Raw genomic sequence first — 17,462 nt, 5'->3', positions numbered from 1 at the left:
TAATGAGAAGAAGAAACTTTTTTAAGATTGCCCCATTAGCTGGATTGTTTGGTTTAATCAGTCCGGGGAAGGCGATAGCTGCAATTCCGGAAACCTTTAGTGTGGCTTCATCAGATCGTGAATACTGGTTGGCACTCATGATTCGAATTGCAGAGCCGGTATTGAAGAATGCTGCTAAAGGGGAATTAAAGAAAAATATGCCGCTGGAAACTCCGAAAGGATATGCCAAGAAAGTTGCTGAAGTGACTTATCTGGAAGCTTTGGGCAGAACGCTAGCTGGTGTATCTGCATGGCTTTCCTTACCTTCCGATCAATCAAAAGAAGGCTTAAAGAGAGCTGAGTTTGCTGAATTGGCGAGGAAAAGTATTCTGAATATTGTTGATCCGGCAAGTCCTGATTATACTGATTTCCTGAAAAAAGGGGAATCTCAGTTACTCGTAGATGCAGCCTTTTTAGCGCACGCTTTTTTACGTGCGCCTTTGCAACTTTGGGAACCGCTTCCTGCCGCAGGTAAGCAGCAGGTGATTACGGCTTTCCGTAACTTACGCTGGATTAAACCTGGGCAGAATAACTGGTTGTTGTTTGCGGCGATGGTAGAGGTTTTCTTTTTGAAAATCGGAGAGCAATGGCAACAGGAAAAAGTTACTTATGCCATCGATAAACATAAAGAATGGTATAAAGGAGATGGATGGTATGGGGATGGGGAGAAGTTCCATTTTGATTATTACAATGGCTTTGTGATTCAGCCGATGTTAGTCGATATCGTAAAGGTATTGCTCGAAAAAGGGTTATACAGCGAAAAGGACTATAATTTGATACTACGGAGAATGCAGCGTTATGGCGCGAGTCAGGAACGCTTGATTTCGCCGGAAGGAGCTTATCCTGCAATCGGAAGATCCGTGGTTTACCGCGTTGGCGCATTTCAGCCCTTGGGACAGCTGGCTTTGAATCACCAGTTACCGGCGATGATTAAGCCGGCACAGGTACGTTCGGCTTTAACCGCAGTAATGAAAAGACAGTTCGGAATGAAAGGAACTTTTAGTCCAGCCGGATGGTTACAGCTTGGCTTTTGCGGGCACCAACCCGAAGCTGCGGAAACTTATATCAGCACCGGAAGTTTATACCTGTGCAGTGTTGGTTTTCTGCCTTTAGGATTGCCAGCAAATGATGTGTTTTGGACTAGTCCGGCAGAAGACTGGACCGGTAAAAAAGCCTGGTCCGGACAGTTGTATCCGGAAGACCATGCTGTCAGTTTCTAATCGTTAGCTAAATCAATAATTGTCTAAATAAAAAAACGCCACTGCATCAGACATGCTGATAAAGTGGCGTTTTTTATTTCAAAGAGATTATTTACAGGTTGCTTTCTACCGCAGTTACTTTTTCTCTGTGTAACTCTACCGGGCTATCCAGCAATACGGCAATTACGGTTAAGCTTTTATCTAAGCGATCTTCAGGTACAGGAATGTAGACGATTCCCGGAACTGCACTCCAGTACAATTTATTGTAAATCTCTGGTTCTATCATGGTTCCTTCGCCTACAATACGTATTCTGCTGATCTTGTTTTTAATACCTTTTAAGGCAATAGGGCCTGTTGGCTTACCTTCTACAAACAGGAATAAAGTTTGTTTATCGGCAGATAATGCACTTTTCCCCTGGTAATGACCTTCCGGAAGTCCTTTAGTCGTTTTGTATAAACTTTCCGAATTCTTGGTGATCCAGTTGTAAATTTCAGGAGATAAGGTTTTCTTTTCTGCTTCCAGACCTAATCCATCTACAGTAAGTTTTGTATTCCCGAATGGGTTGTTTCCGTCATGGATAGCAGCGGTAAATTGTGCAATCTGTTGTTTGTCGCTAAGCTCTTTTTTAGGCCTTAGCGATACAGTTGATGTGGTCTTTTCTGCTAAACGAATTGGCTCCTTGAATTCGAGCGCCATCACTGTGACATCTTGATCTGCTGCGTTTTGGGGGATGCGTAAGCTCAGGTTATCTCCGTCTTTTTTGATACTTAACAATTGACTGCTACCTACAATTCTCGCAGATTTAACCTCAGAAAGCAGGCCAGTCAGGTTATATACTCCTCCGTAAGGTGCCCAATCTGCATATAAATACAGTGTTTTCTTGTCTTTTGAAAGACTGGTTTTTCCATTGAAGTGATCAGCAGGAATACCTGCGCGCGTTCCATAAATGGCTTCGCCATGTTTGCTGGTCCAACGGGCAAGACCTTTTAATACGGCAATTTGCTGCTCAGGAATGGTTCCATCGGCTTTAGGGCCAATATCTAACAACAGATTTCCACCCATGCTGATACAATCTACCAAAGTTCTGATGATCATATTTGGAGATTTATATTTGTTGTCGTAAGGCTGATAACCCCAGGAATCATTAATGGTATAACACAATTCCCAGTAATCTGCTGCCGGTTGAACGACAGGAATTCCCTGTTCCGGAGTTTCATAATCACCATGGTTATTCAGGCGGGAATTGATAATGATGTCTGAGTTGTAACTACGTAGGTTTTTAAGCACCTTTTGCACTTGCCATTCTTGGCTATTATGCTCCCAATCTCCATCAAACCAAATCAAATCCGGTTTAAAGTTCGCAGAAAGTTCATTGAGCTGTTGCTGATAATAGCTGCAGAAAGTATCCCATCTTTTTGGTTCAGCCTCCAATTGATACCTTTTATGTTCTCTTGTGAAACCATCATAGTCGCCATAACTCCAATCAGGTAATGAGAAATATAGTCCGGTTTTTAGTCCCGAAGCTTTTAATGCTTTTACAAAAGGAGCAATCAGGTCTTTTTTAGCCGCACTATGTTTAAGGGTAGTCGTGGCATTTGGTGCTTTAGTGTCCCATAAAGAAACACCGTCATGGTGTTTCGTGGTAATCACAGAATATTTGGCGCCACTTTCTTTGATCAGCTTAACCCATTCTTCCGGTTTATATTTGGAGGCATTAAAGCCATCCAATTGTTTCATGTAGTTATCATGACTGATGTAGTTATTGAAAAATGCCCAGGATTCTGAAATTCCTTTTACGGAATATACACCCCAATGGATAAATATTCCCAGTTTGGCATCTTTAAACCATTCCATCTTTTTGGTATTGGCAATAGCATTGGTCTTTTGTTTAGAGCTGTTTTCCTGAGCTTTGCTGGCTGTCATGGACAGGCAAAGAAATAAGGCTGACAGTAAGGTCTTTTTGTTCATAGAATTGTTTGGTTTCTTTGTTGTTTTGTGTGTGGTACTGGTGAATGTTGTTTGGATGGCGGCCCGGTTATTTCTGCAGATAAGATTTCTGGTAGTTTAATGGGCTTTTTCCGGTAATGATTTTAAAGTGTTTGTGAAAGCTGGCGAAGTTGTGGAAGCCACTTTCATAACAGATCTGCTTTACATTCATGCTGTCCTCAATCAGCAGTTTGCAGGCATGTCCCACTCTGATTTCGCTGATAAACTGGGTGTACGTTTTCCGGGTTCTCGACTTAAAATACCGGCAAAATGAATTTGGGCTGATGTTGGCCACTGCGGCCATTTCTTCCATCTGGATTTTTCTTTTGAAATTCGCTAAGGAGTAATTGTAAATCGCATTGATACGGTCGTTCTCTATCTCTTCGAAATCATGACGGAATCCGATAGAAGAAAGCAATTCATGCTGAGAACAGTTTTCAATGGCCAGTAATGCTTCCATCAAAAGAATAATTCTTTTTGTTCCTTCGGAGAGCAGGATAGATTCAATAATTTCTCCGATTACTTTCTTCGCCTTGTCAGAGATTTGAATTCCTCTTTGTGCTTTTTCCAGGATGAGCTTTAATGCCTTGTTTTCAGGTAGGTTCAGGAAATGATTCCCCCAGAAGTTTTCACAGAAATGAACGACGACTACGTCGGCATTTTCTTGTTCGTCTTCCATGAAATAGCTGTCGTCGAACCTCCAGTAATGGGGCAGATGGGCGCCAATCAACACCACGTCTCCAGACCTGAAACGCTTGATGCTGTCGCCAATAAACTGGGTGCCATTGCCTTTTTTAAAATAGATCAGTTCCACCTCGGCATGGTAATGCCAGCGGTTGTTGATGTAAGGGACTTTGTCTCTCCTTGCACTAAATGAATTCACAAGGTTGTTTGAAACTTTGAGTAGTTGTGGCTTCATGAAATTTGGTTAGGTCAGGCTAAAAATATAAAAATCTTTTATAAATACCTTGTAATTTCATTAATACAGTAATAACCGCCAATATTGCTGAATGATTTAACTGGAATCCAGGGCCCCGCTTAACCAACTCAGGATAATCTGTTTAGGATAAACCTTATTTCGTAAAAACTGATAACTTTGGATCATCACACATTTACAACCTTAAACCAACATGATGAAAAGAACCTGGAGAACCACGGTAATGGTCTTTATGCTTCCTATTGCAGTTATTCCAACGAGCCTCCAAGCTCAAAAACAACAAGAGCTGAAGAAAGCTCAAAGAGCTGACGCTCCTAATATCATTTTCATTTTAACAGATGATTTAGGCTATGGAGACCTTGGTGTTTTCTTTCAAAATCAGCGAAAACAAAAAGGGAGCAAGGCTTTACCTTATCAAATGACACCTTATTTGGATCAAATGGCTGCTTCAGGTGCAAAATTCACTAATCAATATAGTAATGCTCCTGTTTGTGCGCCTTCCAGGGCTTCTTTTATGACTGGTATGAATCAGGGGAATGCGAGTGTAAGGGACAACCAATTCGACAAACAAATAGAGGACAACCATACCATTGCGAATATGCTGAAAAGTGGAGGCTATGCGACTGCAGCTATTGGGAAATGGGGATTACAGGGAGAAACAAAAGAGGAGCCCAACTGGCCTGCGCATCCATTAAAACGCGGCTTTGATCAGTTTTATGGCTATATGCGGCATGCCGATGGACATGAGCATTATCCTTTTGAAGGCCTTTATAGAGGTAAAAAAGAGGTGTATGACAATTATACGAATGTAGCTTCCGGATTAAGCAAAAGCTATACTACAGACCTCTGGACTGCCTATGCAAAGAAATGGATTGTAAGTCATGAACAAGGAAAATCAGCTAAGCAACCCTTCTTTATGTTTCTTGCTTATGATGCACCACATGCGGTATTGGAATTGCCAACCCAGGCCTATCCTGCAGGTGGTGGTTTAAAAGGTGGTTTACAGTGGACTGGAAAAAATGGGGCCATGATCAATACAGCTTCTGGCGAAATTGATAGCTATGTACATCCTGATTATGTCAATGCCACATACGATGATGATCATAATGTGAATACTCCTGAAAAACCATGGCCAGATACCTACAAACGATATGCAACGGCGAATCGGAGGATAGATGACGCGATAGGTGATCTTATGAAACTTTTAAAGGACCTGAATATTGCCGAAAACACATTGGTAGTTTTTACTTCTGATAATGGCCCTTCCATAGAATCTTATTTACCAAAAGGATATGTGGCCAATAGTCCTGAGTTTTTTGGAAGTTACGGTCCTTTTGATGGGATTAAAAGAGATGTTTGGGAAGGTGGATTGAGAATGCCAACTCTGGTATCCTGGCCTTCCAAAGTAAAGTCAGGTAAAACTATTGCTAGTCCAAGTATGCTGTCTGACTGGATGGCTACTTTTGCAGCTGCGGCTAATTTGCCAGTACCAGCGAGGTTGAATAGTGTTTCTTTACTGCCAGCTTTAACGGGTACAGGTAAACAAGAGCAAGGGCAGGTATATGTGGAATATACAGAAGGAGGAAATACTCCGGAATTCAAAGATTTTGAAGCGGCTAGAAGGGGCAGAAAACGCAACCAGATGCAAATGATTCGTATTGGTGACCTGGTGGGCGTACGATATGCGATTAAATCAGCAGCAGATGATTTTGAAATTTATAATGTAATTAAGGACCCTAAAGAAAGGACCAATCTGGCCGCAGATCCAGCTTATCGCAGCTTGCAGGAGCAAATGAAAGCAAAAGTATTGCAAGGAAGGAAAGTAGATGCGGAAGCGGCTCGTCCTTATGATATGGCACTTATTCCGTCTATAAAACCTGATGCGAAACTCAGTCCAGGTCTTAACTGGAAATTCTTTAAAGGTGATTTTCCATGGGTAGTCAGCGAAAAAGGAAGAAAATCACAACAGCAGGGGACAGCAACAGAATTGAACGCCAATTCGATTCCTAAGCTTGCAGGTATGGTCTTATATGAAGCCTGGTTCAAGGCTCCTAATGATGGGGAATACAGTTTCTCTATAGAAAGTAATGGGAAAGCGTATGTGCGTTTACATGAAGCCGAATTGTTGGATGCCGATTTTGGATATACGGAAGGAAAGGAGATCCAGACTACCGTAAAACTCAAGGCAGGATACCATCCGATTAAAATTTATGTCAGACAGGAAACGGGTAAAGCAATATCATTGCGCTTAAAGAAAAAAGAACTCGGAGCTAACTGGCAGATACTGAGTGATAAAAATCTTTATAAGGTAAAATAACGTGCTTTAATCATTTATAAAGTAGATTGTACAGTAAAAAAAAGTGTTTAAACTTTCATTTAATCAAAAAGTTAATTACATTTGAGCTTACCCTTTCGAGGGTATGTTTTTCATAGGTAGATGTAGGGTCGGAAATTTATTTCCGATCCTTTTTTTTGCAAGTGATTTTAAGATCGCTACACTATATACATTCCATACACCGTATTTGTTTTAACTTTATCTTTGCAGTTGCTATGGATAAGAAGAAAATCATTGTTGCCATTACCGGAGCCAGTGGCTCAATTTACGCGAAACTACTCCTTGATAACTTAATGACCCTTTCTGATCAGATAGAGACAGTGGCTGTAGTGATGTCGGATAATGCAAAAGAAGTTTGGCGTTTTGAACTGGGCAATGAAGCCTACGACAGTTACCCTTACAAGTTCTATCCGAAAATGGACTTCAATGCTCCCTTTGCTTCTGGCTCTGCAAAATTTGACACTATGATTATCATTCCATGTTCCATGGGAACTCTGGGAAGAATCGCTCATGGCATTTCCAACGACCTCATCAGCAGAGCTGCGGATGTAGTCCTGAAGGAACGTAGAAAATTGATCGCTGTAGTGCGTGATACGCCTTTTAGCCTCATTCACATTAATAATTTAAAGATCGTAACCGAAGCTGGTGGCATCATTTGCCCGGCAAGTCCCTCATTTTACAGTCTGCCGAAAACCATTGAAGAAGTTGCACAAACTGTGGTTAGCCGCGTCATTGACCTTGCCGGTCTCCGTCAGGATAGTTACCGCTGGAATGAGGAATAATCTCAGCTAAAACCTTATCTTTGCGCATTCTCAAAGAAATTTTATAAGGGCTAAATGAAGAAGGTTGCATTTTATACACTAGGTTGTAAGTTGAATTTTTCAGAAACTTCAACCATAGGGAGGTTATTTACCGATGCCGGATATGCGGTGGTGGACTTTACAGCTGGGGCAGATGTATATGTGATCAATACCTGCTCTGTAACGGAACATGCGGATAAGAAATGCCGTAAGGTAGTTAAAGAAGTCCTGAAGTATTCTCCAGATGCTTATGTAACCATTGTAGGTTGCTATGCACAGCTAAAACCAGTAGAAATTGCCGAAATTGAAGGCGTTGATATGGTATTAGGAGCTGCTGAAAAATTCCGTATTGTAGAATATATCTCTGATTTAACGAAACAGCCTAAGGCCGTTATTCATCAGCAAAACATAGAAAAAGTAAACCATAACTTTATTGCAGCCTATTCCATCGGTGATAGAACACGTACTTTCCTTAAAGTGCAGGACGGTTGTGATTACCCTTGTACTTATTGCACGATCCCTTTGGCTCGTGGTGGCAGCAGAAGTGATACCATCGAAAATGTAGTCAATAGAGCAAAACAGATCGCTGAAAGCGGTGTGAAAGAAATTGTGCTTACCGGTGTAAACCTTGGTGATTTTGGAATCAGAGATGGACAGAGAGAAGATAAATTCTTTGACCTGGTAAAAGCACTGGATGAAGTTGAAGGAATTGAAAGAATCCGTATTTCTTCTATCGAACCAAACTTACTCAGCAATGAGATCATTGAGTTTGTTGCCCATTCTAAACGATTTGTACCACATTTCCATATTCCATTACAATCAGGATCTAACAAGATTCTGGGATTAATGAAAAGACGTTACCAAAGAGAACTATATACAGAACGTGTAGCCACTATTAAAGCATTAATTCCAAATTGCTGTATTGGTGTAGACGTAATTGTTGGTTTCCCTGGAGAGACGCATGAAGATTTTCTGGATACTTACCAGTTCCTGAATGAATTAGACATTTCATACCTACATGTATTTACTTATTCTGAACGCGAGCAAACCGCTGCGGCAGAAATGACTGGTCGTGTGGCAGGAAGTACCAGAGCGGACCGTAGTAAAATGCTCCACATCTTATCTGATAAAAAACGCAGAGCTTTCTATCAATCACAAATTGGTACGGTAGGCGAAGTGCTTTTTGAGGACGATCAAAAAGATGGTTTCATGCATGGTTTTACGAAAAACTATGTGAAAGTAAAGGCAAAATATGACCCGGTAATGGTAAACGAAATAAAAAGGGTGAAATTGATTGAACTTACTGCTGATGGCGAAGTAGAAGTTGCAGAAAGCGAAGAAGTTTTAGCTCATTAATCTTATATTCGCATAAAAACCTTTCTAAACGTATGTTTCCAACCGTATCCCATTTTATAGAATATCTCTTTGGTGTCCAGATACCGCTTCCTTTCAATACTTTTGGTGTTTTTGTAGCCCTGGCTTTCATTGCAGGTTACTGGGCATTTACAGAAGAATTTAAGCGTAAAGAGGCCCTAGGGAAGCTTCAGCCAATTAAGAAATACATTACTGTAGGAAAACCTGCGACGACCACAGAACTATTTTATAATGGTATTTTCGGTTTCCTGATCGGTTATAAACTGGTTTATGCCATATCAAATTATCAGTTATTTGTAAATGATGCCCAAACGGTGTTGCTTTCTACAAAAGGCAGTATTTTAGGCGGATTATTCTTTGCAGGTTTATTTGCCTACTGGGATCATAAAGAAAAAAACAGGGTTAAATTACCAGCACCAAAAACGGTAGAAGTGATTCAGCATCCTTATGAGTTGATGGGCAATATGATTGTCTGGGCAGCAGTATGGGGATTCCTGGGTGCTAAAATCTTTGATAACCTGGAGCATTGGGATACCTTTGTGCAAGATCCGATTGGTGGTTTACTGTCTTTCAGTGGACTAACATTTTACGGAGGCTTGATCTGCGGTGGTGCTGCGGTATTATATATTGCAAAAAAGAACGGCATCAAAATCCTGCATATGTTGGATATTGGTGGTCCGGGAATGATGCTGGCTTATGCGGTAGGTCGTATCGGATGCCAGATGTCTGGTGATGGTGATTGGGGAATTGACAACCTGAATCCTAAACCGGTAAGCTGGTTGCCAGACTGGTTATGGGCTTATACTTATCCAAATAACGTGGCCAATGAAGGGATTCCTATTCCTGGTTGCGTAGGCAGATTCTGCCATGAATTGGCAAACCCGGTATATCCGACGCCGATTTATGAAGTCATCGTTTGCTTTATCTTATTCTTTATCCTTTGGCGTATCCGCACTAAGATTAAACTTCCAGGTATGATGTTTGGAATTTATCTGATGATGAATGGTCTGGAAAGATTCTTTATTGAATTGATCCGTGTAAATACCAAATATGATGTTGCTGGGATCCGTTTTACTCAGGCGGAATTGATTTCCAGTATTTTATTTCTATCCGGTTTGTTGCTGGTTATTTATTCAGTAAGGAATAAAGAAAAGCTTGCAAACTATTAAAATCTAAGATTTGAATTACGAATTACTTTGTTCTAAAGTTGTTGCCATTGCCCGTCTGACAGGCAATTTTATCCGCAAGGAGTCCATGAATTTTGACGCTTCGGCGGTAGAAATTAAGGGGCTTAATGACCTGGTCTCTTATGTAGATAAGACTGCGGAAAAGCAATTGGTTAGAAACTTAGTGAAATTGATTCCTGAAGCGGGCTTCATTACAGAGGAGGAGACCATCAATACCACTGGTAAGGTTTTTAACTGGATTATAGACCCTTTAGACGGAACAACGAACTTTATCCATGGTTTGCCTACTTATGCGATTAGCATTGCGCTTTATGAAGAAGGACAACCTGTGATTGGAGTGGTGTATGAAATCAATAGGGGAGAGATGTTTGCTACCTATAAGGGTGGGGCAGCTTACCTGAACAATAAAGAAATCCGGGTTTCTAAACGTACTTCATTGGCGGAGACTTTAATTGCGACCGGTTTTCCATATTATCAGTTTGATAAACAGGAGGCTTATATGCAATTACTTTCCGAAATGATGCGTAGCTGTCATGGCTTAAGAAGAATTGGCTCTGCGGCCACCGATTTAGCTTATGTAGCCTGTGGTAGGTTTGATGGTTTCTTTGAATACAACCTGAATTCCTGGGATGTGGCAGCGGGTGCTTACCTGGTGCAGCAGGCAGGAGGGAATATCCTCAATTTTTCAGGAGGTACAGAATTTATTGAACAACGTGAGATCCTGGCTACAAATGCTGCCATTGATGCAGAAATGCTGGCCATTATGGCTAAACATTTTAAGGGTTAATCTTTAAAAGTATTTATATAGAAAAAGGCCTTGATTGTTAAAATCAAGGCCTTTTTGCTGTGATCAGCTTTATTTTTATAAAGCTTCAGATACTACTTCTTTCACTTCAGGAACCATACGTTGTAATAAATTCTGGATACCAGATTTTAACGTAATGGTAGAAGATGGACAACCACTGCATGAACCTCTAAGTTCTACAGTCACCACACCTTCGTCAAATGATTTATAACTGATTGCACCACCATCTTGTTCTACCGCAGGGCGAACATAGTCGTGCAGGATCTGTTGGATCTTGATTTCGATGTCTGTTCCAGTAAATGCCGGTGCAGCTTCGTCAGTTTCTTCTTTGATTTTATACTCTGATTCTACGGCACCTTTTACAAATTCCTTTAGAATCGGCTCAATATCTGGCCATTCTGCGTCTTCTGTTTTGGTGATCGTTACAAAGTTACTTGCAAAAAAAACGCCGTTTACAAAGTTGAACTTGAACAGTTCCTTTGCAAAAGGAGATTGCTCAGCACTCTCTTTAGTCGCAAAATCTTCGCTGCCATTGATCAATAATTTATTGACCATAAATTTCATGGTGGCAGGATTAGGGGTTTGTTCGGTATATACGTTGATCGTCATTGTCTTTTTTTCTTACAAAAATAAATAATTCAAAGCTGCAAATTACGGTATCGATGTCTGTTTTAGGTCATTAATTCCTAGAAGACACCAGTGTAGTTAAACGGAGTGATCTGCTTTAATTCTGCTTTTATAGTTTCGTTTACATTTAAACCATCAATAAATGTGGCCATAGTATCCGCTGTAATCTTTTGATTGGTACGTGTCAGGTCTTTTAAGGCCTCATAAGGATTCGGGTAAGCTTCTCTTCTCAATACCGTTTGAATCGCCTCTGCTACTACTGCCCAGTTGTTTTCCAGGTCGGCAGCGATGGCATCATTGTTTAAGATGATTTTGTTCAATCCTTTAAGTGTAGAAGACATTGCGATTACCGTATGCGCCATAGGAACACCTACATTTCTCAATACTGTTGAGTCTGTAAGGTCTCTTTGTAGACGGGAGATTGGTAATTTTGCTGCGAAGAATTCAAATAAAGCATTTGCAATTCCTGCATTTCCCTCTGCATTTTCGAAGTCAATAGGATTCACTTTATGTGGCATAGCCGATGAACCTACTTCTCCTTCTTTAATTCTTTGCTTGAAGTAATTTTTAGAAATATATGCCCAAATGTCGCGATCCAGGTCAATAATGATATTGTTGATGCGTTTTAAAGCGTCACATTGTGCGGCAAATTGATCATAATGTTCAATTTGAGTGGTATGTTGCGCACGGGTTAAGCCCAATACTTCATTAACGAAGTTATTAGAGAAATCTACCCAGTTTACGGATGGATATGCAATATGGTGTGCATTGAAATTACCTGTAGCACCACCAAATTTTGCGCTGTTAGGAATGTTTTTTAAATTATTCAACTGGATTTCCAAGCGTTCTGCAAATACCAGGAATTCTTTACCCAATTTAGTAGGAGAAGCTGGTTGTCCGTGGGTAAATGCCAATAAAGGAACATCCTTCCATTCTGTTGCCAATTCTTTAATCTTGCTGATTAAATTACTGATGTTTGGGTAGTATACTTCGTTTAAAGCCAGTTTGAAAGTATAAGGGATCGCAGTATTGTTGATGTCCTGAGAAGTCAATCCAAAATGTATGAATTCTTTGTAATCCTGGAAACCTAAATCATCAAATTGTTTTTTGATGAAATATTCCACGGCTTTCACATCATGGTTGGTTACTTTTTCCGTGTCTTTAATCTCCTGAGCATTTACATCTGAGAATTGCTCATGAATCAGACGTAGTTTTCCATAATTTGCTTTATCAAATTTCGCTAATCCAGGTAGTCCGATTTCACATAGTGAAATGAAATACTCTACTTCTACATATACCCTATATTTAATTAAGGCAGATTCAGAAAAGTACTTAGACAGGCTTTCAGTTGTATTTCTATAACGGCCATCTATTGGAGATATAGCTTGTAATGGTGATAAATTCATGGATATTAAGATTGTTTACGGTCGCGAAGTTACGTATTATTAGCCGTTTTTGGGAATGGAAGGCGCGTTAAATGAATTTCAGGGCATAAAAAAAGGCTTTGGAGATGTCCAAAGCCTTTTTTTATGGAGTTAATTAAAACTAGTGAGCAGCTGGTTTCTCAGCTTCAGTAGTAGTTTTAACAACTGTATCTTTTACAGTAGTATCAACAACAGTAGTATCAACTGTAGTAATAACAGCACCTGAGTCAGTTAATGTAGTGTCAGTTGATTCAGCTTTTTTCTCTGAAGTACAAGCTGCTACTGATAAAGTGATTGCTAAAGCTGCGAAACCTAATTTAAATGCGTTTTTCATTATATTTTGTTTAAATGTTAAATAATCAATTTTGTAGATTAATACCCTAATCAGGAAAAGGTAACCCGGCTTACTAAATTATTTTTATTTTTTTTTCAATTTAGTTTTTGAAGGAGCAGGAATCGGGTACTAGGGCATTGGCGAAGTGTCGGGACTGTCTTCGGGAGGTGCTGCAGGTTCAGATAGGGTTGGGAAGGGGTTCGGTTAGGGTTCAGTTAGGGTTGCTATAGTTATAGGTACGGCAACCCTAACCGAACCCCTTTCCAACCCTAACCAGATTCCGGTCTATCTCCGACCAGTTTCAAATGATTACAGGAGGGTATGGAGGATTGAATTTGCTGTTTCTTGCTGGTATTTCAGGAAAAGTATACCTGAGCCGGGAGATCCGGAAAATAGAGGGTAACAAAAAAGGTGCTGGAGAAATCCAGCACCTTTTTTGTTATTAGCCTTTTGAGCTTATTTTTTTGTTACAGTGTCAGTAGCAACAGTTGTAGTTTTTACAGTAGTATCTTTTACTGTAGTGTCAACAACGTTAGTATCAACTGTAGTAACAACAGCACCTGAATCAGTAAGTGTAGTATCAGTTGATTCACCTTTTTTCTCTGATGAACAAGCTGCTACTGATAAAGTGATTGCTAAAGCTGCGAAACCTAATTTAAATGCGTTTTTCATTATAATTCTATTTTAAATAATTAATTAATTTTGCAGTTTAATACCTGAAAGATTAAAAGGTAACCCAGTGAATTCAGAAAAAAATAAAATATTTTTTATTTGACAAATTTGGATGAGCTGACGTTTAATAAGGTATTAGGGGAAAGATCAGAAAAAAGTATTTTTTTTTGGTTAACATTGGGTTACCATTCACGTATAAATGTATTAATTGGTGAGTAATAAGTTAAGCAGTTCAGTTCCAACAGATAGAGAGGTAGTTTTAGGGATACTAAATGACTCGGAAGATACGCTAAATAAACTGTACACCGGATATTTTCCGATGGTATTGCAGTTTATCCTTAATAATAACGGTGACGAAGACGATGCAAAAGACGTGTATCAGGAGGGAATCATAGTTTTATACAATAAAATAAAGGGCGGAAATTTTGAATTAAGCAGTAAACTAAAGACCTATATATACTCAGTTTGCAGAAGAATCTGGTTGAAAAAGCTTTCGCAGGAAAGTCGGAAAACCAATAATGTCTCAGACTTCGAGGATATCATGGCAGTAGAGGTAGATTTGGAACAACATGAAGAAAAAGATCAGCAGTTTGATAAAATGAATGATGCACTTCTTCATCTTGGTGAGCCCTGCAAAACCATTATTCAGGATTTTTACATCAACGGTCTCTCTATGCAGGACATTTGTGAGAAATTTGGCTATACCAATACGGATAATGCCAAGACTCAAAAATATAAATGCTTACAGCGACTGAAGAAATTGTTTTTTCAAGTTTAAAGGTGATATGAGAAACGAGATTGAGTTAGAGGGTATAATTGAAGATTATTTAAATGGTAAGCTTTCTGAGACAGAAAGAGTAGCTTTTGAGCAACTTCGCAAGAATGATCCAGTTGTGGATCATAAAGTGGTTGCGCATAAGGTATTTCTGGAATCATTAGGAGATTATGCCAATAAGATGGATTTAAAAGCGAAAATGGATCGCTTCCATGCAGAAATTGATGTGGATACTTTAACAGAAACGTTGAGACCTCATCCTTCCTATATAGTTAACTTATGGAGGAAAAATAAAGCAGCCATTGCCGTTGCCGCTTCTTTCATTTTATTAACGGTCGTTACCGTTTATTCAATACAGCAAAACACCAAGCAAAGTGGTAATGTAGAATTGGTGAGCAGGGAATTAACGAAAATTAAGAATTCTCAAAGTAGCCTGATCAGAATTATCAATTCAAAAAATACACCTAAGAATGTGAAACCTGCCAATTTTGGAGGAACAGGCTTTGCATTAACGGCCAACGGTTATTTACTGACCAATCTACACGTAGTAGATGGTGCAGATTCTGTATATGTTCAGGACAATAAAGGAGAATCCTATAAAGCCAAAGTGGTGAGAACAGATTCTCAATACGACCTGGCCATTCTGAAAATTACTGATGCTTCATTTAACGGGCTTTCCAGCCTTCCTTATCGCTTGAAACAAAGTGGCATCGGAATGGGAGATGTGGTATACACCTTAGGTTTCCCTAAAGATGACGCCGTTTTTGGTGAAGGATATGTCAGTTCAAAAACCGGTTATAATGGAGATACCACACAATATCAGGTAGCCATTCCAGTAAATCCAGGAAATAGCGGTGGTCCTTTACTAGACCATCAGGGCAATATCATTGGCGTGATCTCTGCGAAAGAAAAACAAGTTGATGGCGCTACATTTGCCATTAAATCGAAATATATTCAAGAGGCTTTAAACTCTATTCCTAATGATTCTCTAGGTAAAAAAGTAGCCTTTAACAAAAGAAACTCTTTGCAAGGCCTGAGTAGAAATAAACAGGTGCAAAAAATACAAGATTATGTATTCATGATCAAAGTATACAAATAGAATTTCATTATAATTCCTTAGAAAACCCTACTGCTGATCTCGCTGTAGGGTTTTCTTTTTTTTAAGCCATTTTTCCTGAGTTCTTTCTTAAAAATTCCTAGTTTTATATTAAACCGGATTTAATAACGAAGACCTAATTGTAAAAAAACATGGATTTTGGAAAGGTTGCCACAGATGAACTTGAAAGAATAGATTTTAGCCTGCCAGCTGATGGCCAGCAAACCTCGCTGACTTTATCTGGTAAACCTGCAGCAAAAACACCAGCTTTTTATGTGGGCTGCGCGAAATGGGGCAGAAAAGAATGGGTAAATATGATCTATCCCCCAAAGACTAAAGAAGCTAATTTTCTGGATGAATATGTGAAGCATTTTAATGCAATTGAATTGAATGCTGTTTTCTATAGTCTGCCGAAGCCTGCGCAAATCAGAAAATGGAAAGAGAAGGCGGCCCTGAATTCCAGGAATGGTTTTCTTTTCTGTCCGAAGTTTTCTCAGTCCATTACTCACATGAAAAGGCTAAAGGGCGCAGAAGAAGTCACGGATGTTTTTCTCTCCGGTATCTCAGAATTCGGCGAATACCTCGGACCCTGTTTTCTCCAGATGGGAGATAACTTTGGACCAAAAAACAAAGATGTTTTAGCATCCTACCTCGAATCCCTGCCCGCAGATTTATCTATGTTTGTCGAACTTAGAAATCCGGAATGGTTTAGCATAGAAAGTAACCGTAAACCAGTTTTTGAGGTGTTACATCGCTTAAAGAAAGGTGCCGTGATTACTGATGCTACTGGCCGAAGAGATGTGATTCATATGGAATTGACCATTCCAGAAGTGTTTATACGCTTTGTAGGAAATGGGGCAGAATTCAAATCCTCTGATGAAGCGCGAATTGACGAATGGGTGAAACGCCTTAAAATATGGTTAGATCAGGGACTGGAAAAGGTTTATTTCTTCCTGCATCAACACGATGAAAAGGACACCCCAATCCTGGCGAATTACACCATTAAAGCATTCAACAAATATTTAGGAAGCCAATTGCCGGAGATTAACTTTATCGGAGGGGAAAATGGAGAAATTACAAAAGACCCACAATTATTCTGAAAAGTATACTAAATTTGTAGATATTATAATTTATACCCTAAAACCACAACATTATGAGTTTAAGAATAGGGGACGTAGCGCCCAATTTTAAAGCAGAAACTTCTATCGGTAATATCGATTTTTATGAATTCTTAGGAGACAGCTGGGGCGTTTTATTCTCTCATCCGGCAGATTATACTCCGGTATGTACTACTGAACTTGGTCGTACAGCTTCCTTAAAAGGGGAATTCGAAAAGAGAAATGTTAAAGTGCTTGCCCTAAGTGTAGATTCTGCGGAATCACATAAAGGATGGATCAGGGATATCAATGAGACACAAAATACCAATGTGGAGTTTCCAATCATTGCCGATGAAGACAAGAAGATCGCAGATCTTTACGATATGATTCACCCAAATGCTTCAGAGACTTTAACTGTACGCTCTTTATTTGTGATTTCACCAGATAAAAAAGTGAAATTGATGCTAACTTATCCAGCTTCTACCGGAAGAAACTTTGATGAAGTATTGAGGGTAATTGATTCTTTGCAGTTAACTGCAAATTATAGCGTGGCTACGCCAGCAGATTGGAAAGATGGTGATGATGTTGTAGTGATGAACAGCATTAAAACAGAAGATATTCCTGCTAAATTTCCAAAAGGACATAAAGTGATTAAACCTTATCTAAGAATGACTCCTCAGCCAAATAAATAAGATATTATCTATTTCTGCTGATGTCAAGGCATAAAAATGGCCCCATAATCGTTTAGATTTTGGGGCCATTATCATTTAAAGG

Annotated in this window: 16 protein-coding genes; 10 read left to right on the top strand and 6 right to left on the bottom strand. The window is 39.6% G+C overall.

The window, feature by feature from the left end:
* The first annotated feature begins 2 nt into the window (after window positions 1-2).
* Window positions 3-1,259, top strand: coding sequence for a DUF2264 domain-containing protein (locus tag R2S10_RS08185; RefSeq protein ID WP_316839964.1), 1,257 nt, complete (start codon window positions 3-5; stop codon window positions 1,257-1,259).
* 91 nt (window positions 1,260-1,350) lie between these two features.
* Here the strand turns inward: R2S10_RS08185 and R2S10_RS08180 are convergent, their stop codons facing one another.
* Entirely contained in the window at window positions 1,351-3,207 is a 1,857-nt protein-coding gene (locus tag R2S10_RS08180; protein ID WP_316839963.1) for an alpha-L-fucosidase, read from the bottom strand.
* A 67-nt stretch (window positions 3,208-3,274) separates the two neighbouring features.
* On the bottom strand, window positions 3,275-4,144 hold the full coding sequence (locus R2S10_RS08175) for an AraC family transcriptional regulator (protein ID WP_316839962.1): 870 nt from the start codon (window positions 4,142-4,144) through the stop codon (window positions 3,275-3,277).
* A gap of 211 nt (window positions 4,145-4,355) precedes the next feature.
* Here R2S10_RS08175 and R2S10_RS08170 point away from each other — a divergent pair, with 211 nt between their 5' ends.
* From R2S10_RS08170 to R2S10_RS08150, 5 genes are all read left to right on the top strand, one after another.
* Complete coding sequence (locus tag R2S10_RS08170; RefSeq protein ID WP_316839961.1) at window positions 4,356-6,479, top strand: sulfatase-like hydrolase/transferase; 2,124 nt, start codon at window positions 4,356-4,358, stop codon at window positions 6,477-6,479.
* A gap of 233 nt (window positions 6,480-6,712) precedes the next feature.
* A complete protein-coding gene (locus R2S10_RS08165; protein WP_182955912.1) occupies window positions 6,713-7,279 on the top strand; it encodes a UbiX family flavin prenyltransferase in 567 nt (188 codons plus the stop codon).
* A 54-nt stretch (window positions 7,280-7,333) separates the two neighbouring features.
* Complete coding sequence (gene mtaB / locus R2S10_RS08160) at window positions 7,334-8,653, top strand: tRNA (N(6)-L-threonylcarbamoyladenosine(37)-C(2))-methylthiotransferase MtaB (protein ID WP_316839960.1); 1,320 nt, start codon at window positions 7,334-7,336, stop codon at window positions 8,651-8,653.
* A 32-nt stretch (window positions 8,654-8,685) separates the two neighbouring features.
* Complete coding sequence (locus tag R2S10_RS08155) at window positions 8,686-9,840, top strand: prolipoprotein diacylglyceryl transferase (protein ID WP_316839959.1); 1,155 nt, start codon at window positions 8,686-8,688, stop codon at window positions 9,838-9,840.
* Between the two features lie 10 nt (window positions 9,841-9,850).
* Window positions 9,851-10,645 (top strand): inositol monophosphatase family protein, encoded by a 795-nt coding sequence (locus R2S10_RS08150; protein ID WP_316839958.1) that lies wholly within the window; start codon window positions 9,851-9,853, stop codon window positions 10,643-10,645.
* A 75-nt stretch (window positions 10,646-10,720) separates the two neighbouring features.
* On the opposite strand, the gene R2S10_RS08145 is transcribed toward R2S10_RS08150, so the two are convergent.
* The 4 genes from R2S10_RS08145 to R2S10_RS08130 form a co-directional block, all read right to left on the bottom strand.
* Window positions 10,721-11,272, bottom strand: coding sequence for a NifU family protein (locus R2S10_RS08145; protein WP_316839957.1), 552 nt, complete (start codon window positions 11,270-11,272; stop codon window positions 10,721-10,723).
* Window positions 11,273-11,349: 77 nt separating this feature from the next.
* Window positions 11,350-12,696: an adenylosuccinate lyase gene (gene purB / locus R2S10_RS08140; protein ID WP_316839956.1), complete on the bottom strand. Its 1,347-nt coding sequence runs from the start codon at window positions 12,694-12,696 to the stop codon at window positions 11,350-11,352.
* A gap of 139 nt (window positions 12,697-12,835) precedes the next feature.
* Entirely contained in the window at window positions 12,836-13,048 is a 213-nt protein-coding gene (locus R2S10_RS08135; RefSeq protein ID WP_316839955.1) for a hypothetical protein, read from the bottom strand.
* A 456-nt stretch (window positions 13,049-13,504) separates the two neighbouring features.
* Window positions 13,505-13,720 (bottom strand): hypothetical protein, encoded by a 216-nt coding sequence (locus R2S10_RS08130; RefSeq protein WP_187666777.1) that lies wholly within the window; start codon window positions 13,718-13,720, stop codon window positions 13,505-13,507.
* Window positions 13,721-13,931: 211 nt separating this feature from the next.
* Between R2S10_RS08130 and R2S10_RS08125 the strand changes: the two genes are divergently transcribed.
* The 4 genes from R2S10_RS08125 (at window position 13,932) to R2S10_RS08110 (ending at window position 17,380) form a co-directional block, all read left to right on the top strand.
* Window positions 13,932-14,498 (top strand): sigma-70 family RNA polymerase sigma factor, encoded by a 567-nt coding sequence (locus tag R2S10_RS08125; RefSeq protein ID WP_316839954.1) that lies wholly within the window; start codon window positions 13,932-13,934, stop codon window positions 14,496-14,498.
* Between the two features lie 7 nt (window positions 14,499-14,505).
* Window positions 14,506-15,594: a serine protease gene (locus tag R2S10_RS08120; protein WP_316839953.1), complete on the top strand. Its 1,089-nt coding sequence runs from the start codon at window positions 14,506-14,508 to the stop codon at window positions 15,592-15,594.
* Between the two features lie 149 nt (window positions 15,595-15,743).
* Entirely contained in the window at window positions 15,744-16,691 is a 948-nt protein-coding gene (locus R2S10_RS08115) for a DUF72 domain-containing protein (RefSeq protein ID WP_316839952.1), read from the top strand.
* A 53-nt stretch (window positions 16,692-16,744) separates the two neighbouring features.
* Window positions 16,745-17,380 (top strand): peroxiredoxin, encoded by a 636-nt coding sequence (locus R2S10_RS08110; RefSeq protein WP_316839951.1) that lies wholly within the window; start codon window positions 16,745-16,747, stop codon window positions 17,378-17,380.
* Window positions 17,381-17,462: the final 82 nt, after the last annotated feature.

The sequence above is a fragment of the Pedobacter gandavensis genome (genome assembly GCF_032678745.1).
GTDB classification, from domain to species: domain Bacteria; phylum Bacteroidota; class Bacteroidia; order Sphingobacteriales; family Sphingobacteriaceae; genus Pedobacter; species Pedobacter gandavensis_C.
Note: the sequence above shows the minus strand (reverse complement) of the source record. Positions and strands in the feature narration are given on the sequence as shown.